18 protein-coding genes are annotated in these 24,564 nt (G+C 67.6%); 6 read left to right on the top strand and 12 right to left on the bottom strand.

All coding sequences use genetic code 11. The features are described 5' to 3' along the window. Positions 1 to 58 precede the first annotated feature (58 nt). The 5 genes from purH to pepP all read right to left on the bottom strand — a co-directional run bounded on the left by purH (position 59) and on the right by pepP (position 5,825). A complete protein-coding gene (purH, locus tag OEL49_RS07040) occupies positions 59 to 1,624 on the bottom strand; it encodes a bifunctional phosphoribosylaminoimidazolecarboxamide formyltransferase/IMP cyclohydrolase (RefSeq protein ID WP_014236683.1) in 1,566 nt (521 codons plus the stop codon). Positions 1,625 to 1,683: 59 nt separating this feature from the next. Beyond that, positions 1,684 to 1,923 (bottom strand): helix-turn-helix domain-containing protein, encoded by a 240-nt coding sequence (locus tag OEL49_RS07045; protein ID WP_014236682.1) that lies wholly within the window; start codon positions 1,921 to 1,923, stop codon positions 1,684 to 1,686. Positions 1,924 to 2,007: 84 nt separating this feature from the next. Continuing rightward, positions 2,008 to 3,039, bottom strand: coding sequence for a tRNA dihydrouridine synthase DusB (gene dusB / locus OEL49_RS07050; protein WP_287874311.1), 1,032 nt, complete (start codon positions 3,037 to 3,039; stop codon positions 2,008 to 2,010). A gap of 333 nt (positions 3,040 to 3,372) precedes the next feature. Then, complete coding sequence (locus tag OEL49_RS07055; protein WP_287874312.1) at positions 3,373 to 4,527, bottom strand: FAD-dependent monooxygenase; 1,155 nt, start codon at positions 4,525 to 4,527, stop codon at positions 3,373 to 3,375. Next, positions 4,524 to 5,825 carry a Xaa-Pro aminopeptidase gene (pepP, locus tag OEL49_RS07060; protein WP_014236679.1) on the bottom strand — a complete coding sequence of 434 codons (1,302 nt, stop codon included), beginning with the start codon at positions 5,823 to 5,825 and terminating at the stop codon, positions 4,524 to 4,526. The genes OEL49_RS07055 and pepP overlap by 4 nt, the downstream gene beginning before the upstream one ends. 111 nt (positions 5,826 to 5,936) lie before the next feature. Between pepP and OEL49_RS07065 the strand changes: the two genes are divergently transcribed. Then, entirely contained in the window at positions 5,937 to 6,209 is a 273-nt protein-coding gene (locus OEL49_RS07065) for a hypothetical protein (protein WP_014236678.1), read from the top strand. Positions 6,210 to 6,222: 13 nt separating this feature from the next. On the opposite strand, the gene murU is transcribed toward OEL49_RS07065, so the two are convergent. Further along, positions 6,223 to 6,906, bottom strand: a complete 684-nt coding sequence (gene murU, locus OEL49_RS07070; protein WP_014236677.1) for an N-acetylmuramate alpha-1-phosphate uridylyltransferase MurU — start codon at positions 6,904 to 6,906, stop codon at positions 6,223 to 6,225. Further along, on the bottom strand, positions 6,906 to 7,907 hold the full coding sequence (locus OEL49_RS07075; protein ID WP_014236676.1) for an aminoglycoside phosphotransferase family protein: 1,002 nt from the start codon (positions 7,905 to 7,907) through the stop codon (positions 6,906 to 6,908). Before OEL49_RS07075 ends, murU begins: the two co-directional genes overlap by 1 nt. Before the next feature lie 208 nt (positions 7,908 to 8,115). Here OEL49_RS07075 and OEL49_RS07080 point away from each other — a divergent pair, with 208 nt between their 5' ends. The 3 genes from OEL49_RS07080 to pdxA all read left to right on the top strand — a co-directional run bounded on the left by OEL49_RS07080 (position 8,116) and on the right by pdxA (position 13,717). Continuing rightward, entirely contained in the window at positions 8,116 to 11,316 is a 3,201-nt protein-coding gene (locus OEL49_RS07080; protein ID WP_287874313.1) for an LPS-assembly protein LptD, read from the top strand. After that, the gene (locus tag OEL49_RS07085) at positions 11,316 to 12,629 is read left to right on the top strand and encodes a peptidylprolyl isomerase (protein WP_014236674.1); all 1,314 of its coding nucleotides are present in this window, start codon (positions 11,316 to 11,318) and stop codon (positions 12,627 to 12,629) included. The genes OEL49_RS07080 and OEL49_RS07085 overlap by 1 nt, the downstream gene beginning before the upstream one ends. A gap of 65 nt (positions 12,630 to 12,694) precedes the next feature. After that, positions 12,695 to 13,717, top strand: coding sequence for a 4-hydroxythreonine-4-phosphate dehydrogenase PdxA (gene pdxA, locus OEL49_RS07090; RefSeq protein ID WP_287874314.1), 1,023 nt, complete (start codon positions 12,695 to 12,697; stop codon positions 13,715 to 13,717). Positions 13,718 to 13,848: 131 nt separating this feature from the next. Here pdxA and OEL49_RS07095 read toward each other — a convergent pair whose 3' ends face one another. The 5 genes from OEL49_RS07095 to OEL49_RS07115 all read right to left on the bottom strand — a co-directional run bounded on the left by OEL49_RS07095 (position 13,849) and on the right by OEL49_RS07115 (position 20,269). Continuing rightward, positions 13,849 to 14,502, bottom strand: coding sequence for a LutC/YkgG family protein (locus OEL49_RS07095; protein WP_014236672.1), 654 nt, complete (start codon positions 14,500 to 14,502; stop codon positions 13,849 to 13,851). Between the two features lie 14 nt (positions 14,503 to 14,516). Beyond that, positions 14,517 to 15,929 (bottom strand): LutB/LldF family L-lactate oxidation iron-sulfur protein, encoded by a 1,413-nt coding sequence (locus tag OEL49_RS07100; protein WP_287874315.1) that lies wholly within the window; start codon positions 15,927 to 15,929, stop codon positions 14,517 to 14,519. 64 nt (positions 15,930 to 15,993) lie between these two features. Beyond that, complete coding sequence (locus OEL49_RS07105; RefSeq protein ID WP_014236670.1) at positions 15,994 to 16,722, bottom strand: (Fe-S)-binding protein; 729 nt, start codon at positions 16,720 to 16,722, stop codon at positions 15,994 to 15,996. A gap of 186 nt (positions 16,723 to 16,908) precedes the next feature. Then, entirely contained in the window at positions 16,909 to 17,559 is a 651-nt protein-coding gene (locus OEL49_RS07110; protein WP_014236669.1) for a response regulator transcription factor, read from the bottom strand. A gap of 4 nt (positions 17,560 to 17,563) precedes the next feature. Continuing rightward, positions 17,564 to 20,269: a PAS domain-containing sensor histidine kinase gene (locus tag OEL49_RS07115; protein ID WP_287874316.1), complete on the bottom strand. Its 2,706-nt coding sequence runs from the start codon at positions 20,267 to 20,269 to the stop codon at positions 17,564 to 17,566. 186 nt (positions 20,270 to 20,455) lie between these two features. Between OEL49_RS07115 and OEL49_RS07120 the strand changes: the two genes are divergently transcribed. Continuing rightward, a complete protein-coding gene (locus tag OEL49_RS07120; RefSeq protein WP_014236667.1) occupies positions 20,456 to 21,664 on the top strand; it encodes an ABC transporter substrate-binding protein in 1,209 nt (402 codons plus the stop codon). Positions 21,665 to 21,878: 214 nt separating this feature from the next. Then, the gene (aceE, locus tag OEL49_RS07125; protein WP_014236666.1) at positions 21,879 to 24,551 is read left to right on the top strand and encodes a pyruvate dehydrogenase (acetyl-transferring), homodimeric type; all 2,673 of its coding nucleotides are present in this window, start codon (positions 21,879 to 21,881) and stop codon (positions 24,549 to 24,551) included. Positions 24,552 to 24,564 lie beyond the last annotated feature (13 nt).

Here is a 24,564-nt window from a genome sequence, read left to right on the forward strand (position 1 = left end):
TGCACTGGGTACTGTACCAATGCGCTCGGCGGGGCAGCCCGGCTGCCCCGTCACGCAATCAATGGCGGAAGTGGCGGGCGCCGGTGACCACCATGGCCAGGCCGTGCTCGTCGGCGGCGGCGATCACTTCGGCGTCACGCATGGAGCCGCCGGGCTGGATCACGGCCTTGGCGCCGGCCTGGGCCAGCACGTCCACGCCGTCGCGGAAGGGGAAGAAGGCGTCGGATGCCACACAGGAACCGTCCAGGGAGAGGCCGGCGGCCTGGGCCTTGATGGCGGCGATCTTGGTGGAATCGACGCGGCTCATCTGGCCGGCACCCACGCCCAGGGTCATGCCGCCGCCGCAGAAGACGATGGCGTTGGACTTGACGAACTTGGCGACGCGGTAGGCAAAGAGCAGGTCTTCCAGCTGGGCGTCGGTGGGGGCCTTCTTGGTCACCACTTTCAGGTCGGAGGGCTGGACGTTGAACATGTCCGGGCTCTGGATCAGCAGACCACCGCCAACGCGCTTGTATTCGAAGGCGTGGTAGGCGCGCTGCAGGGGCACTTCCAGCACCCGCAGGTTGGTCTTGCCGGCCAGCAGTTCCTTGGCGGCGGGGGTGAAGGCCGGGGCGATCAGCACTTCGACGAAGTGCTTGCGCTCGTTCATGGCGTTCACCACATCCACGTCCACGGTGCCGTTGAAGGCGATGATGCCGCCGAAGGCGGAGGTGGAGTCGGTCTTGAAGGCCTTTTCATAGGCTTCCAGCAGCTTGCCGCCGATGGCCACGCCACAGGGGTTGGCGTGCTTGATGATGACGCAGGCCGGGGTGTCGAAGACCTTGACGCATTCCCAGGCGGCATCGGCGTCGGCGATGTTGTTGTAGGACAGTTCCTTGCCCTGCAGCTGGGTGTAGTTGGCGATGGCACCGGGGGTGTGCACCGGGTCCTTGTAGAAGGCGGCCTGCTGGTGGGGGTTCTCGCCGTAGCGCAGCACTTCGACGCGGTCGAAGGCGGCGTGGTAGGCGGCGGGGAACTGCTGGGGCTGGTTCTGCTCGTCCAGGCTGGTGAGCCAGTTGGCGATGGCGGAATCGTAGCGGGCGGTGTGGGTGAAGGCCTTCTTGGCCAGACCGAAGCGGGTGTTGAGGGACAGCTCACCGCCGTGGCCCTGCATTTCGTCCAGCAGGGGCTGGTAGTCGGCCGGATCGGTGACGATGGCGACACCGGCGTAGTTCTTGGCGGAGGAGCGGACCATGGCGGGGCCGCCGATGTCGATGTTCTCGATGGCATCTTCCAGGGTGACGTTGGGCTTGGCCACGGTCTCGCGGAAGGGGTAGAGGTTCACGCACACCAGGTCGATGGTGGGGATGCCGTGCTGCTCGATGGTGGCCAGGTGCTCGGGCAGGTCGCGGCGGGCCAGGATGCCGCCGTGCACCTTGGGATGCAGGGTCTTGACGCGGCCGTCGAGCATTTCCGGGAAGCCGGTGTAGTCGCCGATTTCGGTGACCGCCAGGCCGGCGTCGCGCAGCATCTTGGCGGTGCCGCCGGTGGACAGGAGCTTGACGCCTTGGGCGGCCAGGCCTTGGGCGAATTCGAGAACGCCGCGCTTATCGGAAACGGAAATGAGGGCTTGACGGATTTTCATGGTGGATGCGATGAAAGATTGAAAACGGTGAATGGCGATGAAACGGGAACGGGTGGGGCTCAGATGAGCTTGTAGTCCACCAGTTTCTTGCGCAGGGTATTGCGGTTGATGCCCAGCATCTCGGCGGCCAGGGTCTGGTTGCCGCCGGCCTGCTGCAGGACGATCTGCAGCATGGGTTTTTCCACATTACGCATGACCATGTCGTAGATGGCTGCCGGACGCTCCCCGTCCAGGTCCCGGAAGTACTGCTCCAGTGCCCCGAACACGCAGGCGGAAATATCATTGTTATTGCGGCTCATGGCCGAGGTACCTCTCCAAAAGTGTGTTGCTGACGCCCTCTGTGAGGCGGCGTCCGGCCTGCCCGGGAAGCGCGCGGCTCCCGCTCAGGCGGCCAGATCGTGATCCTGCTCTTGTTGTGGTGCTTCGTACTTCAGGTGTTCGCCGGCCTGGGCCAGGCTGGCAAAGAATTCGTTGACGGCGGCCTGCTGGGCATCCAGTTCCATGAGCTGGTTCATGGTCTTGCGGAAGGCGGCGGAACCCACCAGGCCCTTGGTGTACCAGGAGATGTGCTTGCGGGCGATCTTCACCCCGGTCTCGATACCGTAGAAGGCATAGAGGTCCTGCAGGTGTTCCTGCAGGATGCGGTGGATTTCCTCCACCCGGGGCGGGGGCTGGTGCTCGCCGGTCTTCAGGAAGTGTTCGATCTCGCGGAAAATCCAGGGCCGGCCCTGGGCGGCGCGACCGATCATGACGCCGTCGGCGCCGGTCACTTCCAGCACATGCCTGGCCTTTTCCGGGGTGGTGATGTCGCCGTTGGCGATCACCGGAATGCCGATCTGGCTTTTCACCAGGGCGATGGTCTCGTACTCGGCCTCACCAGTGTATTGGTCGGCCCGGGTGCGGCCATGGATGGCCACGGCGCGGATGCCGGATTCCTCGGCAATGCGGGCAATGGTGGGGGCGTTCTTGTTGAGGCGGTTCCAGCCGGTGCGGAACTTGAGGGTCACCGGGGTATCGGGCACGGCGCCGACCACGGCCTCCAGGATGCGGCCCACCAGCACCTCGTCCTGCATCAGGGCCGAGCCGGCCATGACGTTGCACACCTTCTTGGCCGGGCAGCCCATGTTGATGTCGATGATCTGGGCGCCGTTGTCCACGTTGTACTTGGCCGCCTCGGCCATCATGGCCGGATCGGCGCCGGCGATCTGCACGGAAATGGGCGCCACTTCCCCTTCGTGGTTGGCCCGGCGCTGGGTTTTCTTGCTGCCGTAGAGCAGGGAATTGGAGGTGACCATCTCGGACACCGCCAGGCCCGCGCCCAGGGTCTTGCACAATTGCCGGAACGGCCGGTCCGTGACCCCCGCCATGGGAGCGACGAACAGATTGTTGCGCAAGGTAAAACCGCAAAATTCCATAGGTATTGCCGGGCAAGAAAGGGGTGAGGAAGGGGGCGGATTCTACCCCAAGCGCTGCCTAAAAAATAGTCACCAGACGGGGCGCGGCTTTGCGGGGCACAGGCGGAACCCGAAAAACCAATTTGTGAAATAAGTCACAGATAGCAAAGACTACCCCAACCCGGGTAAGCAACTGGCTTTTTCGCTGCCGGAAGTCGCCCGGGCCAGACAGAAACACGCCTCCATTCCACGGAAAGGGGCAGTGGCGCCGTCAGGGCAAGGCGCGCCGGCCCGCCGTTGGCTCACTGCCAACAAGGGCCGGCGCAACGCCGCCCTGGCGGTGTCAATGCCCCTTTACGGCCAGGCGCGGGCGCCCCAGATCATGCGCTTGGCGACGAAATGGCGGGCCGGCGGGAACAGGTCCAGGGCCAGCAGGCCCAGGCCCCGGGCCAGGCGCAAGGGAGCAATGTCGTTGGAGAAGAGACGCACGATGCCGTCGGTGAACAGGGCGCTGCCCTGACGATCCGTCCGCCGCCCCCGGGCGTAGGCCTGGAGCGTTGCCGCAGCCCCGGGGTCCGGGCTGGGAGCCAGGAGGGACGCCAGTTCCCAGGCATCGCGCAGGCCCAGGTTGAAGCCCTGGCCGGAGACCGGATGCAGGGTCTGGGCGGTGTTGCCGACCCACACTTCCCGCTGGGCCACGGTTTCCTGGCGCAGACGCAGGGCCAGGGGGAAACGGGCCCGGGGGCCGGCGCCGGTGAAGGTGAGGCGGTTGCCGAACTGGGCCTGCAGGGCGGCGACGAAGGCCTCGTCGTCCAGCCCCATGAGCCAGTCGGCCTTGGTCGGCGGCACGGTGAAGACGATGGCGTAGCCGTCCTCCAGGGGCAGCAGGGCCAGGGGACCGTCGGCGGTGAAACGCTCCCAGGCCTGACGGCCGTGGGGTTCCCGGGTGCGCACTTCGGCCAGCACCGCATGCTGGCGGTAATCCCGCACCGACACGGCCGGGTCGTCGTAGGGCGTGCCTTCGGCATGGACCAGCAGACGGGCGCCCAGGCGCAACACCTCGCCCTGCTGCTGCAGGGTGACGCCGATGCCGGCCCCATCGGCACGCCAATCCACGGCCCTGCTCTGGCACAGGACGCTGATGGCCGGCGTCCGGGCCACCTGTTCGGCCAGGGCCGCGGCCAGGTCGCCGTAGCGCATGACGTAGCCGAGGGAGGGCAGCTGGTAGTCGGCCGCGGTCATGACGGCGCGGCCGAAGCCGTCCCGCTGAGAGATATGGATGTGGTCGATGGCGGTGGCGGCCCGGGCGTTCCAGGCCTCCAGGGTTTCCAGCAGCTGGCGGGCGCCGTGGGACAGGGCCAGGGCCCGGGGATCGCCGGCTGCGGCGTCGGCCGGGGCGGCATCCACCAGGGTCACCCGGTGCCGGCTGGCGGCCAGGGCCAGCGCCAGGGTCATGCCCACCGGGCCGGCGCCCAGGACCAGGATGTCGGTATCGGGGGCGGCGCTCACGACAGATGCTCCATGACCGCCTCGATCTCCGCCACGGTGCGGGGCGCCGTGGTGTAGACGCGGCAGCCGTCGGCGGTGACCACCACGTCGTCCTCGATGCGGATGCCGATGCCGTGCAGGTGGGCCGGCACGTCGTCGCCGGGGCGGATGTAGAGGCCGGGTTCGACGGTGAGGGTCATGCCCGGCTGCAGGGTCACCCAGTTATCCCCTTCCTTGTATTCGCCGGCATCGTGCACATCCAGCCCCAGCCAGTGGCCGGTGCGGTGCATGTAGAAACGGGTGTAGGCCTTGCCTTCGACGAGGGTGTCCACGTCGCCCTTGAGCAGGCCCAGATCCACCATGCCCCGGGTCAGGACCCGCACCGCCGCATCGTGGGGGGCCATGAAGGCGACGCCGGGACGGGTGGCGTCGATGGCTGCCGCCTGGGCCGCCAGGACGATTTCGTAGACATCCCGCTGGGCCGCGGAAAAGCGGCCATTGACGGGGAAGGTGCGGGTGATGTCGGAGGCGTAGCCCTCCACCTCGCAGCCGGCGTCGATCAGCACCAGGGCGCCGTCGGCCAGCAGCTTGTCGTTTTCCACATAGTGCAGGACGCAGGCGTTGGCACCGCCGGCGACGATGGGCGGATAGGCGTGGGAGGAGGCGCCGCGGCGGCGGAATTCATAGGTCAGCTCGGCCTCCAGCTCGTACTCGGCGAGGCCGGGACGGCAGCGGGCCATGGCCCGGGCATGGCCGGCGGCGGCGATGTCGGCGGCGCGCTGCATGCAGTCCAGCTCGTGGGCGTCCTTCACCAGGCGCTGCCGGTCCAGGGCGGCGCGCAGGTCGCGGATTTCCGCCGGGGCCCGCTTGCCGGCCCGGCTCTGGGCCCGCACCGCATTGAGGGCGCCGGCGATGCGGGCATCCCAGTCGCTGTCATGGCCGAGGGAATGCCAGAGGGAGTCCCGGTCCGCCAGCAGTTCGGCCAGGCGGCCGTCCAGTTCGCCGATGGGATAGGCGGCGTCGACACCGAAGGCTTCCCGGGCGGCCTCGGGACCATAGCGGAAGCCGTCCCAGATTTCCCGCTCCTCGTTTTTCTCGCGGCAGAAGAGCAGGGACTGGGGCTCGGCCCCGCCCACCAGCACCAGCACCGCATCGGGCTCGGGAAAACCGGTGAGATACCAGAAGTAGGAATCGAAGCGGTAGGGATGGTGGGTGTCCCGGTTGCGCACCCGCTCGGGCGCGGTGGGGACGACGGCGACGCCGTTGCCGAGGGCCTGCAGCAGGCGTTGGCGACGGGCGCGGAAAGGATCTTGGGTCATGGCGGAGAGCCTCGTATTACCTTGTTTCTAGGACGTTCGACGTAATGCTTTTGCGGACGGGTTTGGCTATAGTGCGCACGTCTTTGTCATGCCCCGCCGTCGGATATCAACATGATCAACACCTTGAAGCAGCTCGAAAGCCATCGGGAGCAGATCATCGCTCGCCTGCCCAGTTATTGCCAGAGCCGCATCAACGACCGCTTCGGCCGTTACCAGAACGAGTGCCAGGAATGCCGCCGTCTGCTGCGCAATTTCGCCAGCGACCACAACGAACACCCGGACCAGGCGGCGGGCCGCCTGCGTCAGCACATCATCAACTGCGACTGCCTCGGCGGCGCCCATCTGCGGCGCAGCGCCGACCGGCAGCCGGCCACGGCCCGCTGAGGCCGCCGCCGGGCTAGACCCGGGCGGCACCGCCCAGTTCCGCATCCAGGGCCTGCAGGCGGGCCGGCGTGCCCACATCCTCCCAGCGCCCCCGGTACAACTCGCCCCCCACCTGGCCCCGGGCCATGGCCTGGCGCAGCAGGGGCGCCAGCTTTGCCGGCTGGCCGGCCACGAGTCCGGCAAAGAGGGCGGGGCGATAGAGGCCGATGCCGGCGAAGGTATGGCGCGGTGTGCCGGCATCCGTCACCCGCCCATCCGCCAGCGCAAAATCCCCTTCCGGGTGCTGGGGCGGATTGGGCACCAGCACCAGATGGGCCTGGTCCTCGCCCAGGGCCAATGCCGGCGCCCGGCCCACATCCCAGTCGCAATAAACGTCACCGTTGATCACCAGGAAAGGCTCATCTCCCAGCAGGGACAGGGCCTGGACGATGCCGCCGGCAGTTTCCAGGGCCCCCGGCGGCTCGGGCGAATAGGCGAGGTGCAGGCCCCAGGCGGAACCATTGCCGAGGGCGGCCTCGATCTGCGCCCCCAGGTGGGCATGGTTGATCACCACCTCGCGGAAGCCCGCGGCGGCCAGGCGCTCCAGGTGCCAGACGATGAGGGGCTTGCCGCCCACCGGCAGCAAGGGCTTGGGGCAGGTGTCGGTAAGGGGGCGCATGCGTTCGCCACGCCCCGCCGCCAGGATCATGACCCGCATCAGAAGGTGTAGCCCACCTGGACTTCGCCCTGGGGCTCCAGCTCGTCGAGGAGCCGAGCCAGGGCCCGCAGGTCGCCGTAGCGCTCGCAGGTGCGGCGCAGGTAGGACATGACCCGGGGCATGTCCTTCAGGTAGCCGTCCTTGCCGTCCCGATGGCAGAGGCGGGCGAAAATGCCCAGGACCTTGAGCTGGCGCTGGGCTCCCATCCACTCGTAGTCCTTGTAGAAATCATCGAAGTTGGCATGGACCGGCAGGCCGGCCTTGCGCGCCTTTTCCCAGTAGCGGATGACCCAGTCCAGTTCCTGGTCCTCTTCCCACTGGATGTAGGCATCGCGGAAGAGGGACACCAGGTCGTAGGTGATGGGGCCGTACACCGCGTCCTGGAAATCGATGATGCCCGGATTGGGAATGGTCACCATGAGGTTGCGGGAGTGGTAATCCCGGTGCACATACACCGAGGGCTGGGCCAGGTTGTTGGCCAGCAGCTTGGCAAAGACGTCGTCCAGCACATGCTGCTGCTTGTCGCTGAGGCTCTTGCCCAGGTGCTTGCCCACATACCATTCGGGGAACAGGCCCAGCTCCCGCTGCAGCAGGGCCGCATCGTAGGGAGGCAGTTCCCCGGGCCGGCTGGCCTGCTGGATGCGCACCAGGGCATCCACCGCCTCGCCGTAGAGGGCCCCGGCATTTTCCCCGTCCAGCACGGACAGGTAGGTGGTGCTGCCCAGGTCGGAAAGGAGCAGGAAACCCTGGGCCAGGTCGGCAGCGAAAACCTCCGGCACATGCACCCCGGCGCCCCGCAGCAGCTGCTCCACATGCAGCCAGGGGGCGCAGTCTTCGTGGCTCGGCGGCGCATCCATGACGATGCGGGAAGGGCTGCCGTCGGCAAAGCTGACGCGGAAATAGCGCCGGAAGCTGGCATCGGCGGAAGCCGGGGTCAGGCTGAAGGTTGCACCGGAAAACTGACTCTCTAGCCAGGCCTGAAGCTGGGCGGTACGCGGCATGCCGCTTCTCCTCGTTCGAAGATGCTAAAATGCGGCGATTTTAGCATCCACGCTGCACGCCTCACGGGGCTTCGCCGCGGCATGCCCACCGATTTCCCTGAATTCCCTGTCCATGCCATTTGCCCGTCGCCCTCTGGCGCTCCTTCTCTGCTGCGGCTTTGCCGGTGCCGTTCTCGGCTCCCTACCCGAGGAAGCGCTCGCCCAGGGAATGACGCCGCTGAGTGTGGATCCGACCCTGCTCGGCCTGCCGCCGGCCCAACCCAAACCCAAGCCTGCCCCCCGTCCCGCCGAAGCGGAAAGCGCCCCCCGGGCCACGGCCACCCCGGTGACCGCTCCGGAGCCGATCCCGAGCAAGGAACTGAACAACGACGGCCCCGCGCCGGCAGCTGCCAAGCCGGCACCGGCCACCAAAGCCGTGGCGGCTCCCGCTCCCCAGCCCGCGCCGGCACCGGCCGCCCCCGCACGCAAGGCGGCGGCACCTGCTGCACCGATCGTCGCCGCCCCGCCCGTGACCCAGCCGGCCCCGGTGGTGCCCGTGACGACTCCGGCGGCAGAATCCTCCCGCCCGGCCACCGTCGCCCCGGCGGCCGTGACCTATCCCACCCCTGCCCGTCCGGCTCCCCAGGCCGCCCAGGCCAGCGGCGGTCTGGCGCCGCTGCGGGTGGACCCGGCCCTGCTCGGCCTGCCACCGGCTCCGGCAACCACCCAGGTGGCCCGTCCCGCGGCGCCTGCAGCCACGCCCACCACCAGCACCGGCGCGGCTCCGGCGGCAGCCCCGGCAACAACGACTGCCGCTACCGCCACCAGCCCGGCTGGCGCCGCGACAACCAGTGCCGTCGCTCCTGGGCGGCGCGCTGTCCGGGCGCCCCTGGTGGCCCCGGCGGAAGTCCTGGCCCGGGAGCCGGCAGCGACGCCCGCTCCGGCCCGCACCGTGGCAGCGGCAGCAGCGCCCGCTCCCATCGCCCACAAGGGTGAGGCTGCGGGTGGCACGGCCCTCGGTCCCCTCAAGGTGGATCCGACCCTGCTGGGTCTGGCCCCCCTGCCGGCGCCGGCGGCGCCGCCCCAGATCGTGAACGCGGTCTCCGATCCCCAGGCCGAAGCCGAAGCCATGGCCCCGGCCCTGCCGCCCCGCCGCCGTCGCGGCGAGGAGACCGAGAACGCCGTCCCCCTGCCCTACGCCGAGCGGGATCCGGGACCGGCCCTGGCACTGCGTCGTTCGCGCAACATGACGCCGCTGCCGAAGAACGACGACGCCCGCCCCACCTTCCTCACCGCCCGCCGCCTGTACGGCGTCGCCGACCGGGAAGCCGTGCTGGAAGGCGATGCCGAAATGCGCCGCTCCGACACCGTCCTCACCTCGGACCGGCTGGTCTACTGGCAGAACGAAGACGAAGTGGAGGCCACCGGCAACGTGGTCTATGAACAGGAAGGCACCAAGGTATCCGGCCCCAGCCTGTTGATGCGTCTTTCCGACAGCACCGGCGTCTTCGACCAGGCCGCCTACTCCATCCGCCAGGAGCGCAAGGTGCCGGTGTGGGGCGTGCGGGAAAACAGCCAGGCCATGGGCACCACCCTGACCACCGGCCGCGGCCAGTCGGAAAAGATGGAATTCCTCGGCGAAAACCATATCCGCCTGGCCAATGCCACCTACACCACCTGCACCCCGGGCAACAACGACTGGTACGCCAAGGCCGACTCCCTCGACCTCAATTACGACAGCGAGGAAGGCGAAGGCAAGAACGGCACCCTGTACTTCAAGGATGTGCCCATCTTCTACATGCCGAGCATGAGCTTCGCCCTCAACAACCGGCGCAAGTCAGGCTTCCTCGCTCCCACCTTCGGCACCAACAGCCTCAGCGGCGCCACGCTGACCACGCCCTACTACTGGAACATCGCGCCCAACATGGACGCCACCATCGCCCCCCGGGTGATGACCAAGCGGGGCCTGCAGCTGGGCGGCGAGTTGCGCTACCTGAACTACGACTACAGCGGCTACGCCCGGGGCGAGTATGTGCCGACCGACAACGTGCGTAACCTGGACAACCGCTACGCCGTCAATATCTGGCACAACCACAATTTCGGCAACGGCTTCACCGGCCTGCTGAACCTGAACAAGGTTTCGGACGACTACTTCTACACCGACCTTTCCAGCCGCATCGGTGTCAGTGCCCAGACCCTGCTGCCCCGCCAGGGCAAGCTCTCCTACAGTTCCACCTGGTGGGGAGCCACGGTCAACGTAAACCGCTACCAGACCCTGCAGCCGGATGCCGCCAACCCCATCATTGCACCGTACGACACGGTGCCCCAGGTGACCGTCAGCGCCCGCCGTCCGGACTACTTCGGCACCGATGTCTCGGTGCTGGGCCAGTTCACCTCCTTCAGCCACCGAACCAAGGTCGAAGGCGACCGTACCGTGGTCTATCCCCAGGTGTCCCTGCCCCTGATCTTCCCGGCGTTCTATGTGACGCCGAAGGTCGGCATGCACGTCACCAGCTACAGCCTGTCCCGCCAGGCAGTGACGGTACCGGATCGCATCAGCCGCAGCCTGCCCATCTTCAGCGTAGACAGCGGCCTCACCTTCGAGCGCGACACCACCCTGCTGGGCACGGCCTTCACCCAGACCCTGGAGCCCCGGCTGTACTACGTCTATGTGCCGAACAAGGACCAGAGCAACATTCCGATTTTCGACACGGGCATCGCCGACTTCAATTTCGGCCAGATCTTCTCGGAAAACCGCTACGTCGGCCAGGACCGCATCGGCGACGCCAACCAGCTCACCGCTGCCGTCACCACCCGCTTCATCGGCCCCAATACCGGTCGGGAATACTTCCGCGCCCTGGTGGGCCAGCGTTACTACTTCGACGACCAGATGGTCACCGTGCCCGGCGAGAAGCCCCGCCAGCACAAGAACACCAACTGGCTGGCCGCCGTTTCCGGCCAGATCATGCCCAAGACCTATCTCGACGGCGCCGTCGAATACAACCCCTTCGATGCCCGTACCGACCGTCTGACGGTGGCCGGCCGCTACCAGCCGGAACTGGGCAAGGTGCTCAATGCCGGTTACCGTTACACCCGGGACGTGCTGGGCAACCTGGACGTTTCCGGCCAGTGGCCCCTGGGCCGCGGCTGGTATGGCGTGGGCCGCTACAACTACTCCCTGAAGGAAAAGCGGGTGGTGGAAAACATTGCCGGCCTGGAATACAACGGCGGCTGCTGGGTCGTGCGCGGGGTCATCCAGCGCTACGCCCTGACGGCCAATACGTCGTCCACCGCCTTCTTCGTGCAGCTCGAACTCAACGACTTCTCCCGCATCGGTTCCAATCCGCTGGACCTGCTGCGCCGGACCATCCCCGGTTACGGCCGCATCAACCAGCCCATGGCCGACCCGGTGTTCGGAGGTGAGGAATAATGCAGACCATGATGAAATACTGGCTCTCCCTGCTGCTCTGCCTGGCGGCCTGCCAGGCCAACGCCCAGACCTACCGCGGCCAGCGTACCGACCCGGTGGAGGCGGACCGCATCATCGCCGTGGTCAACAGCGAGGTCATCACCCTCAACGAACTGCGCCAGCGCCTCGACTCCGTGGTCAGCCAGCTGCGCCGCCAGGGCACGCCCCTGCCCCCGGCCGACGTGCTGGAGAAGCAGATGCTGGAGCGCATGGTGGTGGACAAGGTGCAGGTCCAGTTCGCCAAGGAGAACGGTATCCGCATCGAGGACGCCCAGCTGGACATGGCCCTCAACCGTATCGCCGCCAACAACAAGATGACCCTGGCCCAGTTCCGCCAGGCCCTGGAAAAGGACGGCATCGCCTTCGCCAAGTTCCGCGAGGAAATCCGCCAGGAAATCACCGTGTCCCGCCTGCGGGAGCGGGAAGTGGATGCCAAGCTGCTCGTCTCCGAAGGCGAAATCGACAACTACCTGGCCGGCGCCAGTGCCGGCGGCAGTGCCGAGGAATACCAGGTGGCCCACATCCTGGTGCGCTCCCCCGAGTCTGCCAGCCCCGAACAGCTGCAGAAGCTCAAGGCCAAGGCCGAGCAGATTCTCGACCGCCTCAAGCGGGGCGAGGATTTCGCCCAGGTCGCCGCCGCCTACTCCGACGCCCCCGACGCCCTGCAGGGCGGCAACCTGGGCTTCCGTCCCCTGGACCGCATGCCCAACATCTTCGCCGAAACCGTGCAGAAGATGCAGCCCAGCCAGCTGTCCCCCGTGATCCGCAGCCCCAACGGCTTCCACATCGTCAAGCTGGTGGCCAAGAAGGGCGGCGCCTCCATTCCCGCCGTGCAGCAGACCCACGCCCGCCACATCCTGATCAAGGTGAACGAGGTGGTGTCCGAGGCCGAAGCCAAGCGCAAGCTGCAGGCCGTGAAGGAACGCCTGGACCACGGCGGCGACTTTGCCGAGCTGGCCCGCCTCTACTCCCAGGACGGCTCCGCCCCCAAGGGCGGCGACCTGGACTGGCTCTATCCCGGTGACACCGTGCCCGAATTCGAGCGGGCCATGGATGCCCTGAAGGTGGGCGAAGTCAGCCAGCCGGTGCAGTCCATGTTCGGCTGGCACCTGATCCAGGTGCTGGAGCGCCGCGTCCAGGACGTTTCCCAGGACCGGCAGCGGGCCATCGCCCGCAACGCCCTGCGCGAACGCAAGTCCGACGAGGCCTACCAGGACTGGCTGCGCCAGTTGCGCGACCGGGCCTACGTGGAGTATCGCTGGGAAGAGCAGTAAGCACCCGGCAATCACCAGGGGGCCTGCGGGCCCCTTTTGCATTTCAGTCCAGCGGAGTCTGCCCCATGCGCCCCACCCTAGCCGTCACTTCCGGCGAACCGGCCGGCATCGGTCCCGAACTGTGCCTGGCCCTGTCCCGCTACCCGGCACAAGCCCGTCTGGTGGTGCTGGCGGACAAGGAACTGCTGCGCCAGCGCGCCGCCCAGCTGGGAATGGACGTTCCCCTGCACGACTACGCCCCGGGCCGCCCGGCCCCGGCCGGCAGCCTGGAAGTGCTGCACCTGCCCCTGGCCGCTCCCTCCGCCCCGGGCCGCCTGGATGCCGCCAACGGTCCCTACGTCCTCCAACTGCTGGACCGGGCCCTGGCCGGCTGCCTCCAGGGTGAGTTCGCCGCCATGGTCACCGCCCCCCTGCACAAGGGCGTCATCAACGACGCCGGCATCCGCGGCTTCACCGGCCACACCGAGTACCTGGCGGAAAAGACCGGCACCCCCCTGGTGGTGATGATGCTGGCCGGCACCTCGCCCATTGGCGGCCACGGCCCCCTGGGCCAGCCCGGCCCCCTGAGGGTGGCCCTGGCCACCACCCACCTGCCCCTGAAGGAGGTGCCGGCAGCCATCACCCCGGCGGTGCTGGAGGACGTTCTGCGCATCCTGCACGCCGACATGGCGCGCAAGTACGGCATCTCCCGGCCCCGCATCCTGGTGGCCGGCCTCAACCCCCATGCCGGCGAAGGGGGCTACCTGGGCCGGGAAGAGATCGAGGTCATCACCCCGGTGCTGGAAAAATTGCGGCACGAAGGCATGGAACTGCTCGGCCCCCTGCCCGCCGACACCCTGTTCACCCCGCCCCAGCTGGCCCGGGGCGACTGCGTCCTGGCCATGTACCACGACCAGGGCCTGGCGCCCCTGAAGTTCGTCACCTTCGGCCAGGGCATCAACGTCACCCTGGGCCTGCCCATCATCCGCACCTCGGTGGATCACGGCACCGCCCTGGATCTGGCCGGCACCGGCCAGGCCGATCCGGGCAGCCTGTTCACCGCCGTGGAGCAGGCCGTCGAGATGGCCCGGCGCTCCCGGCCGGCTTGAGCGGCGACCGATCGGAGGCCCGTATCTGCCAACATGGGCCAACATCGGCCAACATCGGCCGACGCAAAAAAGCCCGGCGCCGAAAAGGCGGCCGGGCTTTTTTTATCCCCAGGATGACGGGAGTGGCGAACTCAGCCCACCAGGATCAGATGCACCCGGTAAGGCCCGTGGGCGCCGAGGGTCACGGTCTGCTCGATGTCGGCGGTGCGGGAGGGGCCGGAGACGAAATTGACGGCCCGGGGCGCCTCGCCCTTTTCCGCCCGCAGCAGGGCGAAACCGTCTTCCATGAGGGGCACCACCCGTTCCACCGGCACCACGGCGATGTGGGTTTCCGGCAGCAGGCTGGTGGCCGCATGGGTGTCGGCGCCGGAGAGCAGCATCAGGGTGCCGGTGTCGGCCACGGCGCAGAAGGTGGAAGTGATGCCCACCAGATCGTCGCCCCGGGAGGGGCGGGCCTCCACCTGCAGGCCGGCGCCAGCCCACGCCTGGTCGGCCAGGGAGGGCCAGCACACGGCCCGGGTCGGCAGCTCCCGGGCAATAAGATAGGCAGCGGCCGCCGCCGGCACTTCGGCCCAGGACGGCACCCGTTCCACCGTGGAGGCTAGGGCCGTGGCCCGTTCGGTGAAGCGCTGCAGCAGGCCTTCCCGGCTGTCGCGCCAGGCGCCGCCGGGGGCGGGGCCCCGGGTGCGGGCCGCCAGATGGGGCGCCAGCACGGCACCGTCGGCCGGGGCGCCGCGGCCGATGGAGGCGCGGATGCGGGAGAGGATCAGGTCGCGGGAACTCATCGGTGCGGCTCCTATCAGTGCAGGTTTTTGCGGGCGCGGTAGAGCTCGCGGAAGGTCTTGCCCGCCGGCGCCGGGAAGTCCCGGCCGTCGGTCCAGCCGCCGCCCAGGGGCAGACGGTGGATCAGCTTGTCGGCGCCGCCCAGGCGCTTGAGGAAGCGGGCGGCGATGGCCGTGCCGATGCCGTAGAGCCAGGACTGGCTGGCGCTCCAGCCCCACAGCTTGAGGGAGAGGCGCTCCTGCCAGGGCCGCAGGCCGGCCTCCACCTGCATTTCCCGCTCCTTGCGCATCAGCTCGGGCAGGGGAATGCGCACCGGGCAGACGGCGCTGCACTGGCCGCAGCCGGTGGCGGTGTGGGGCAGCTCGTGGGCGTGCTCCATGCCGGCGTAGGAGGGGGTCAGCACCGAGCCCATGGGGCCGGGATAGACCCAGCCGTAGGCGTGGCCGCCGACGGCCTGGTACACCGGGCAGTGGTTCATGCAGGCGCCGCAGCGGATGCAGCGCAGCATCTCCTTCAGCTCGGAGCCCAGGACCCGGGAGCGGCCGTTGTCGAGCAGGACGATGTGGAACTGCTCCGGGCCGTCGCTATCGCCGCTGCCGGCGACGCCGGTGTTCATGGAAACGTAGTTGGTGATGGGCTGGCCGGTGGCGGAACGGGGCAGCAGGCGCAGCAGTACCGACAGGTCCTCCAGGGTCGGCACCACTTTTTCGATGCCGGTGAGGGCCACGTGGATGCGGGGCACGGTGGTGCACAGGCGGCCGTTGCCCTCGTTGGTGACGATCACCGTGGAGCCGGTTTCGGCCACCAGGAAGTTGGCGCCGGAAATGCCCATGTCGGCGGAGAGGAAGTGGGGCCGCAGGATTTCCCGGGCCTCCCGGCACAGGGCGCCGATGTCCTCGGTACGGGGCTTGCCGTGCTTGGCGTGGAACAGGTCGGAGACCTCGTCCCGGGTCTTGTGGATCACCGGGGCGACGATGTGGGAGGGCGGCTCGTGGTCGTTGATCTGCAGGATGTACTCGCCCAGATCGGTCTCGACGGGCGTCACGCCGGCCGCCTCCAGGGCGTCGTTGAGGCCGCACTCCTCGCTCACCATGGACTTGGACTTGACCACCTTCTTCACGCCGTTGGCCTGGGCAATGCCGACGATGATGGCATTGGCCTCGGCCGCGTCCCTGGCCCAGTGCACCCGGGCGCCGCGGCGGGTGGCCTCCTGCTCGAAGCGTTCCAGCCACAGGTCCAGGTTTTCCAGGGCCCGGTTGCGGATGTCGCGGCCGGCGTCGCGCAGGGCCTCGAAGTCGCCGAACTCGGCGGCAGCGGCGGCCCGGCCGGGGACGAACTTCACCTGCACCAGCTTGAGGGCCTTCTGCAGGTTGGGATTGGCCAGGGCCTCCCGGGCCCGGGCCTTGAAGTCGTTGGAATGGATTTCCATGGCGGATCCTGATGAAGGCGGAAGAAGGGCGCCCGGCGGCAGCCGGGGCCGGGGTGAAAGGAATTTAGTCGAGCTTGCCGGCCAGCACTTCGGCCACGTGCAGCACCTGGGTCTTGCGGTCGCCCTTGCGGCGCAGGCGGCCTTCGATATTGAGCAGGCAGCCCAGGTCGCCGCCGACGATGGCGTCGGCTCCGGTGGCGCAGGCGTTCTCGCACTTGTTGTCGGCCAGCTTGGTGGAGATGTCGCCGAACTTGAGGGAGAAGGTGCCGCCGAAACCGCAGCAGGTCTCGGCCTCGCTCATTTCCTTGATTTCCACCTGGCCCATCTTGCCGAGGAGCTGGCGGGGCTGCTGCTTGATGCCCAGTTCCCGCAGGCCGGAACAGGAGTCGTGGTAGGTGATGCTGCCGGCGAAATCGCCGGGCACGCTTTCCAGCTTGGCCACGTTCACCAGGAAGTCGGTCAGTTCATAGGTGCAGGCCGCCAGCTTCTTGGCCCGGGCCAGCAGGGCCGGGTCGTCCTTGCACAGTTCTTCGTAGTGGGCGCGGATCATGCCGGCGCAGGAGCCGGAGGGCAGCACCACGTATTCGTAGCCTTCAAACTCGTCGATGACCTTGCGCGCCAGGGTCAGGGCGGTGGCCCGGTCGCCGGAGTTGTAGGCGGGCTGGCCGCAGCAGGTCTGGGTCTCGGGGACTTCGACGGTGCAACCGGCGAGCTTGAGCAGTTTCAGGGCGGCAAAAGCCACATTGGGCCGCATCAGGTCGGCCAGACAGGTGACGAAGAGGGCAACGCGCATGACGGTTCTTTCCCGGGCAGTGTTGGCGCCACGATAGCGCGCCGGCCCGCAAGATGAAATTGGGGAAATCCCCGTTTCCGGGGCAGGGGGCGATTGGACTCCCAAGCCAGGGCCCAGTCAACACGGCCCTGTCGGGGCAGGCACCGCCGGCAGGGCCGTCCCGCCTGCCTCCCCGGCCATGCCCCGTCAGCGTTCGGCCTGGCTCGACTCCAGGGCGCACTGCACCAGTTCGGCCAGGGAGCGCACTCCCATCTTTTCCATGACCCGGGCCCGGTGGGCCTCCACGGTCTTCATGCTGATGCTGAGCTCGTCGGCGATCTGCTTGTTGAGCTTGCCTTCCACCACCCGGTCCATCACCTCCCGCTCCCGGGCGGTGAGCTGGGCCAGGCGGCTGGCCACGGAATTTTCCCGGGCCCGGCGGGCGCGGCGTTCCGTATCCAGGTCCATGCACTGGCGGATCAGGCGCAGCATGTCCGTATCGTTGAAGGGCTTCTCGATGAAGTCGGCGGCGCCCTTCTTCAGGGCCGCCACGGCCATGGGCACGTCGCCGTGGCCGGTGATGAAAATCACCGGCAGGGTGGAACGCTGGGCCGCCAGCCGCTCGTACAGCTCCAGGCCGCTCATGCCGGGCATGCGCACGTCCAGCACCAGGCAGCCGGCCAGGCCGTCGGTGTAGGCGGCGAGGAAATCCTCGGCACTGGGAAAGGCGCGTACCGGATAGCCTTCGGACTCGATCAGCCAGACCATGGAATCGCGCATGGCCTCGTCGTCGTCCACCACGTAGACACACTGGGTTGAGGCGACGGCAGCGCTCTCCTGGCTGTTGTGTTGCGTCATGGCCTCATTCCTCCAAAGGCAGGGTGAATCGGAAAACGGTGCCGCCGCCCGGATTGGCGTCGGCCCACAGGCGGCCCTTGTGGTACTCGATGATGGACCGGCAGATGGGCAGGCCCATGCCCATGCCCTCGGGCTTGGTGGTGTAGAAGGGGGCGAACAGTTCCTCGGCGGTGGTGCTGCCGAGGCCGTGACCCCGGTCGGCCACCGCCACCTCCAGGCTGTGATTGTCCGGGAGGGTCGCGGACACCGTCAATCGGCGTTCCGCCGGCAGGGTGTCGCGCATGGCCTCGATGCCGTTCTTCACCAGGTTGAGCAGCACCTGCTCGATCATGATGCGGTCGGCAAACAGGGGCGGCAGTTCCGGCGGCAGATCCACGCAGATGTTCACCCCCAGCTTGCGCGCCTCGATCTCGGCGAAGCCCAGGGCCTCCTCGACGATGTCGCCGAGCAGCACCTGGCCCCGGTTGGGCTCGCTCTTTTTCACGAACTCCCGCATGCGGCGGATGATCTTGCCCGCCCGCTCGGCCTGGAAGCTGGCCTTTTCCATGGCCCCCAGCAGTTCCTCCGGCTTGGCGGCGCCGCCCTTCATGCGCTTGACGCAGCCCATGCAGTAGTTGGCGATGGCGGCCAGGGGCTGGTTCAGTTCGTGGGCCAGGGAGGAGGCCATTTCTCCCATGGTGATGAGGCGCGAGGTCTGCTCCAGGCGCTTCTGCTGCTGCAGGTTCACTTCCTCGATCTGCTTGCGCTCGGTGATGTCGGTGCCGATCTGCACCCGCACCACCCGGCCGTCCACCCAGCGGATGGCCCGGTCGTGCAGGTGGTACCAGCGGCCGGAGAGGCTGTTCTGCACCTCGCCGTCGAACAGCTGGCGCGGCAGCACTTCCGGCGAGAGCAGGCGCAGGTCGCAGTCGAAGGCGCCCACCGGCGGCCGGCAGGCTTCGGTCACCTCCCAGCAGTTGCGGCCGACGGCGTCGAAACCGAAGATGCTCTTGAAGGCCCGGTTGCCGAAGAGGATTTCGTCGCTCTTGGCGTCGGCCACGTACACCGCCGAATCCAGGCCGTCCAGCACCGCCATGAAGCGCTCCTGGGAGCGTTCCAGTTCGCCCCGCACCCGCTTCGGCTCGGTGATGTCGGTCATGGCCCCCATCCAGCCCGTCTGCTTGCCGTTGGCATCGATCAGGGGGGAAATGTAGAAGCGCACGTCCATGCGCTCGCCGTTCTTGCGCATCACCCGCTGCTCGAAGCCCTTGGCGGGGGCCTGGCCGGCCAGGGTCAGCTCGATGTTGGTGGCCAGCTGGCGGGCGTGTTCCGGCGGCCAGTAGGGGAAGGGGGGCTTGAGGCCCAGCAGCTCCGCCTCGCTCCAGCCCAGCATGCGACAGAAGGCCGGGTTCACGTAGATGATGCGGCCTTCCATGTCGATGGCCCGCAGGCCGGTGGACACGGATTCCTCCATGGCCTTGCGGAAGGCATATTCGTCGGTGAGGGCCTGCTCGGCGGTCTTGCGGTCGGTGATGTCGTGGGCCACGGCGTAGAGCAGCTTCTCCTCCGGCACCGGGTTGATGCTCCACAGCAGCCACTTGTCCTGGCCGTTGGCGCTGTGGAAGCGGCACTCGAATTCCTGGGCCGCCCCTTCCGCCAGATGACGCAGCATGTCCACCACCAGGGCCATGTCGTCCGGGTGCACGAAGTCCAGCAGGGACTTGTCCCGCAGCTCACCCAGGGGATAGCCCAGAACCCGCTCGAAAGCCGGATTGACCCGGCGCAGCTTGCCTTCCAGGGTGGCGATGCACTGCAGGCCGAGGGACAGGGAGAACAGCCGGTCCCGCTCCTTCTCCGCCTGCAGGCGGCGCTGCACGTCGCGCCGCAGCAGGGCCAGGCTCCAGATCAGGGCCAGGGTCAGGGCGCCGATCACCAGGGGCGGCAGGGTGCGGGACCAGGCGTCGTCGGTGGCGTAGGCAATGGCCCGCAGGGAAAGGCCGTTGGCCGGGGGCTCCAGGGTCAGGCGGTAGGCCAGTTCCTTGCTGGTGGGGCGCACCGCCGTATTGGCCGCCACTTCCTTGCCCTCCCCGTCTTCCAGGGTGAGGCGGTATTTTTCGGTGAACCAGGTGGGCACCGGATGGCGCAGCAGGCCGTCGGTGCTGTAGATGCCGACGATGGCGCCCATGTCCTCGCGCCAGCGCTGCACCGGGATGGTCAGATCGAAGTAGGCGGCGCCCTGGCGGTTGCGGTAGGTGCTGCCGTAGAGGGGCCGGCCGCCGCGCAGGGCTTCGGCCAGGCGGTCCTGCTGGGTCGGGTCCAGGCTTTCCCCGGCCACCCATTCGGTGGCCTCGAAGGGCGCCACCCACTGCACCTTGCCCTTGGGGTCCACCCACAGCACCACCGACAGTTCCGGATTGTTGGCCAGGTGCTGGGCGGCGCGGATCTGGAAATCCTCGTAGTCGAGCACGCCGTCGGCCAGGTTGCGCCCCAATTGGACGAGGAAATCCTGGTTGGCGGTGAGGTGCAGGCGCAGGGTCTGGTCGGCCCACTGCATGTCCCGCTCCACCATGGCGCGGCGCTCGTCCGCATCCCGCTTGTCGATGTAGCCCACCAGGGCAAACATGGTGAGGGCGAAGAGGACGATGGCCAGGTAGGGGACGAGCCAGTACCACCCGCCCCGGGCAACGGCGGCTTTATACGGCAGGGAGGCAGGTTCGGCGCGGTCCGGCATGGCGCTGGGAGGCAATTCGGGTCTCAATCTTCGCTGCCCGTACAAGCGCCGGGCCATTGGTGTTTACCCTGAGTATCGCATGGGCAGTGGCTCGGTGGCCCGGCGAGGGGTGCGGCGATGGGATAATGGCGGCTTGCGGGATAACCCGAATTGGCGCCCTCCCGACCCATCCCGTAGGCTCGACCCATGCTGCCCGCCCTCCCTTCTCGACTGTCGCTCTTCCTCGCCGCAGCCATCGCGCTGCTGGCCCCCGCCTGGGCCCAGGCCGCCCCCCAGGCGCCCCTGCCGATCCGCATCGGCGTGTACGGCCCCTTCACCGGCGGCTCCAGCCCCATGGGCCTGTCCATGCGCGACGGCATCCGCCTGGCGACGGCGGAGATCAACGCCGGCGGCGGCCTCCTGGGGCGCCCCCTGCAACTGGTGGAGCGGGACGACGAGGCCAACAACCAGCGGGGCAGCCGCATCGCCCAGGAGCTGGTGCAGATGAAGGTGACCGCCGCCGTGGGCATCGTCAATACCGGGGTGGCCCTGGCCAGCCAGCATTACTTCCAGGATGCCCGCATTCCGGTACTCACCGCCGTGGCCACCGGCTCCATCATCACCAAGCAGTTCCTGCAGCCCCACTACGCCGAGAACTATGTCTTCCGCGTCTCCAACAGCGACGCCATCCAGGCGGCCATGATCGTCGAGGAGGCGGTGGAGCGGCGCCGCTTCAAGCGCCTGGCCATCATCCACGACACCACCAACTACGGCCAGCTGGGCCGGGAGGACCTGGAGAAGGCCCTTACCGCCAAGGGCCTGAAGCCGGTCAGCATCGAGCATTTCAACCTGGGCGAGATCGATCTGACCCGCCAGCTGCAGCGGGCCCGGGATGCGGGCGCCGAAGCCATCCTGGCCTACGGCATCGGTCCGGAACTGGCGGCCCTGGCCAACGGCCGCGCCAAGCTGCACTGGGAGGCGCCCCTCATCGGCGGCTGGACCCTTTCCATGTCCTCCTTCATCGACAACGCCGGCCCCAATGCGGAAGGGGCGCGCATGCCCCTCACCTTCATCGACGAGGGCACCTCCCTGAAGCGACGCCAGTTCCTCGACGCCTACCTGAAAGCCAGCGGCGCCCCCCGCATCCCGGTGCCTTCGGCCGCGGCCCAGGGCTACGACGCCATGCTGCTGCTGGCTGCCGCCATCCGCCAGGCCGGCAGCACCGACGGCCCGCGCCTGAAGGCGGCCCTGGAGAACCTGCGGGACAAGGTGGAAGGGGTGGTGCAGATCTACGAACGCCCCTTCAGCCCCAACGACCACGAAGCCATCGACCGGCTCGACACCCCGGTCATGGGCGAGGTCCGCGGCGGCCGGGTGGTCCATGCCTACGGCGTACGCCTGCGCCACGTGCCCTGAGCCGCCCTCGCCGGGGCCACCAGCCCGCCGAGGAGACTGCCAGGCACCCCGGGCCCAGTCCTGCTCTATGTTGCAGTGCAATGTTGCACAATACGAACTGTGTTTTTACAATGTGGAAATTCGCTAGGCGAAGCTATCGTTTCGGTCTAAGCTAGGTGTTGCCGCCCCACCCGGTGCGCAACAAAAAAACGTCCTTCCAAATAGGAGACAAACCATGGCAGCACTGCCCGAAGTTCCCCAATCGGTTGATGCCGATCCCCAGGAAACCAAGGAATGGGTCGACGCCCTCGAAGGCGTGATCGAGAAGGAAGGCCCGGACCGGGCCCACTACCTGATCGAGAAGCTCATCGGACAGGCCCGTGAGGAAGGCGTGGACATTCCCTACAGCGCCACCACCGAATACATCAACACCATCCCCGCCGAGAAGCAGCCCAACTACCCGGGCAACCCGGACCTGGAAGAGCGCATCCGCTCCTACATCCGCTGGAACGCCATGGCCATGGTGGTACGGGCCAACAAGCACACCAACGTGGGCGGCCACATCGCCTCCTTCGCTTCCTCCGCCGTGCTCTACGACGTGGGCTTCAACTGGTTCTGGAACGCCGCCTCCGACAACCACGGCGGCGACCTGATCTTCTTCCAGGGCCACTCCGTGCCCGGCGTCTACGCCCGGGCCTTCATGCTCGGCCGCCTGACCGAGGACCAGATGGACAACTTCCGCCAGGAAGTGGACGGCAAGGGCATCTCCTCCTACCCCCACCCCTGGCTGATGCCGGATTTCTGGCAGTTCCCCACCGTCTCCATGGGCCTGGGCCCCCTGCAGGCCATCTACCAGGCCCGCTTCATGAAGTACCTGCAGTGCCGCAACCTGGTGCAGACCGAAGGCCGCAAGGTGTGGGCCTTCCTCGGCGACGGCGAGGTGGACGAGGTGGAATCCCTCGGCGCCATCGGCATGGCCGCCCGGGAAAAGCTGGACAACCTGATTTTCGTCATCAACTGCAACCTGCAGCGCCTGGACGGCCCGGTGCGCGGCAACGGCAAGATCATCCAGGAACTGGAAGGCGACTTCCGCGGCGCCGGCTGGAACGTCATCAAGCTGATCTGGGGCACCCACTGGGACGCCCTCTTCGCCCGCGACAAGAAGGGCATCCTGAAGAAGCGCATGATGGAATGCGTGGACGGCGAGTACCAGACCTTCAAGGCCAAGGACGGCGCCTACGTGCGCGAGTACTTCTTCAACACGCCGGAACTGAAGGAACTGGTGGCCGACTGGACCGACGACGAAGTGTGGGCCCTGAACCGTGGCGGCCACGACATGTTCAAGATCTTCACCGCCTTCAAGGCCGCCACCGAACACAAGGGCAAGCCCACCCTGATCCTGGCCAAGACCATCAAGGGCTTCGGCATGGGCGAGGCCGGCGAGGCCCAGAACACCACCCACCAGACCAAGAAGATGGGCCACGAGGCCCTGCGTCGCATGCGCGACCGCTTCAACCTGCCGGTGCCGGACGACAAGATCGACGAGGTGCCCTACCTGAAGTTCGAGGAAGGCTCTCCCGAACTGACCTACATGCGGGAACGCCGCCTGGCTCTGGGCGGGTATCTGCCCCAGCGTCGCGAAAAGGCCGCCCCCCTGGCGGTGCCCGAACTCTCCGCCTTCGAGGGTCTGCTCAAGGCCACCGGCGAAGGTCGGGAAATCTCCACCACCATGGCCATCGTGCGGGTCCTGTCCACCCTGCTCAAGGACAAGAACATCGGCCGCCACATCGTGCCCATCGTGCCGGACGAATCCCGCACCTTCGGCATGGAAGGCATGTTCCGCCAGGTCGGCATCTGGAACCAGGAAGGCCAGAAGTACGTGCCCCAGGACCACGACCAGCTGATGTTCTACAAGGAATCCCAGGACGGTCAGATCCTGCAGGAAGGCATCAACGAGGCCGGCGCCATGGCCGACTGGATCGCCGCCGCCACCGCCTACAGCACCCACGGCGTGCAGATGGTGCCGTTCTACATCTGTTATTCCATGTTCGGCCTGCAGCGCACCATGGATCTCTGCTGGGCTGCCGGCGACCAGCGCGCCCGGGGCTTCCTGGTGGGCGGCACCGCCGGCCGCACCACCCTGAACGGCGAAGGCCTGCAGCACGAGGACGGACATTCCCTGATCCTCTCCGGCCTGATCCCCAACTGCGTCTCCTACGACCCCACCTTCGCCTACGAAGTGGCCGTGATCATGCAGGACGGCCTGCGCCGCATGTTCAAGGAGCAGGAGGACGTCTATTACTACCTGACGGTGATGAACGAGAACTACGAGCACCCCGAAATGCCGGCCGGTGCCGAAGCCAACATCGTCAAGGGCATGTACCAGTTCAAGAAGGGCGCCGCTTCCGACGCTCCCCGCGTGCAGCTGCTGGGCTCCGGCACCATCTTCCGCGAGGTGATGGCCGCCGCCGAGCTGCTAAAGAACGACTGGGGCGTGGAAGCCGACCTGTGGTCCTGCCCCAGCTTCAACGAACTGGCCCGAAACGGCCAGGACACGGCCCGCTGGAACCTGCTGCACCCCCTGGAAAAGCCGAAGAAGAGCCACGTGGAAGAATGCCTGGACGACACCCGCGGTCCGGTCATTGCCTCCACCGACTATGTGCGTCTCTACTCCGAGCAGATCCGTCCCTTCATCAACCGCCGCTACGTCACCCTGGGCACCGACGGCTTCGGCCGCTCCGACACCCGGGAAAAGCTGCGCCACTTCTTCGAGGTGGATCGCCACTGGGTGGTCCTGGCCTCCCTCAAGGCCCTGGCCGACGATGGCCAGATCGAGCGCGAGAAGGTGGCTGCGGCCCTGGTCAAGTACGGCCTGGACCCCGAAAAGCTGAATCCCCAGACCTGCTAATCGCCTGACGGAG

This window comes from Azospira sp. (assembly GCF_030247495.1).
GTDB lineage: Bacteria > Pseudomonadota > Gammaproteobacteria > Burkholderiales > Rhodocyclaceae > Azospira > Azospira oryzae.

Coding starts and splice junctions, on each gene's coding strand:
- purH (WP_014236683.1), bottom strand. CDS start 1,624: ATGAAAATCCGTCAAGCCCTCATTTCCGTTTCCGATAAGCGCGGCGTT.
- OEL49_RS07045 (WP_014236682.1), bottom strand. CDS start 1,923: ATGAGCCGCAATAACAATGATATTTCCGCCTGCGTGTTCGGGGCACTG.
- dusB (WP_287874311.1), bottom strand. CDS start 3,039: ATGGAATTTTGCGGTTTTACCTTGCGCAACAATCTGTTCGTCGCTCCC.
- pepP (WP_014236679.1), bottom strand. CDS start 5,825: ATGACCCAAGATCCTTTCCGCGCCCGTCGCCAACGCCTGCTGCAGGCC.
- OEL49_RS07065 (WP_014236678.1), top strand. CDS start 5,937: ATGATCAACACCTTGAAGCAGCTCGAAAGCCATCGGGAGCAGATCATC.
- murU (WP_014236677.1), bottom strand. CDS start 6,906: ATGCGGGTCATGATCCTGGCGGCGGGGCGTGGCGAACGCATGCGCCCC.
- OEL49_RS07075 (WP_014236676.1), bottom strand. CDS start 7,907: ATGCCGCGTACCGCCCAGCTTCAGGCCTGGCTAGAGAGTCAGTTTTCC.
- OEL49_RS07080 (WP_287874313.1), top strand. CDS start 8,116: ATGACGCCGCTGAGTGTGGATCCGACCCTGCTCGGCCTGCCGCCGGCC.
- OEL49_RS07085 (WP_014236674.1), top strand. CDS start 11,316: ATGCAGACCATGATGAAATACTGGCTCTCCCTGCTGCTCTGCCTGGCG.
- pdxA (WP_287874314.1), top strand. CDS start 12,695: ATGCGCCCCACCCTAGCCGTCACTTCCGGCGAACCGGCCGGCATCGGT.
- OEL49_RS07095 (WP_014236672.1), bottom strand. CDS start 14,502: ATGAGTTCCCGCGACCTGATCCTCTCCCGCATCCGCGCCTCCATCGGC.
- OEL49_RS07100 (WP_287874315.1), bottom strand. CDS start 15,929: ATGGAAATCCATTCCAACGACTTCAAGGCCCGGGCCCGGGAGGCCCTG.
- OEL49_RS07105 (WP_014236670.1), bottom strand. CDS start 16,722: ATGCGCGTTGCCCTCTTCGTCACCTGTCTGGCCGACCTGATGCGGCCC.
- OEL49_RS07110 (WP_014236669.1), bottom strand. CDS start 17,559: ATGACGCAACACAACAGCCAGGAGAGCGCTGCCGTCGCCTCAACCCAG.
- OEL49_RS07115 (WP_287874316.1), bottom strand. CDS start 20,269: ATGCCGGACCGCGCCGAACCTGCCTCCCTGCCGTATAAAGCCGCCGTT.
- OEL49_RS07120 (WP_014236667.1), top strand. CDS start 20,456: ATGCTGCCCGCCCTCCCTTCTCGACTGTCGCTCTTCCTCGCCGCAGCC.
- aceE (WP_014236666.1), top strand. CDS start 21,879: ATGGCAGCACTGCCCGAAGTTCCCCAATCGGTTGATGCCGATCCCCAG.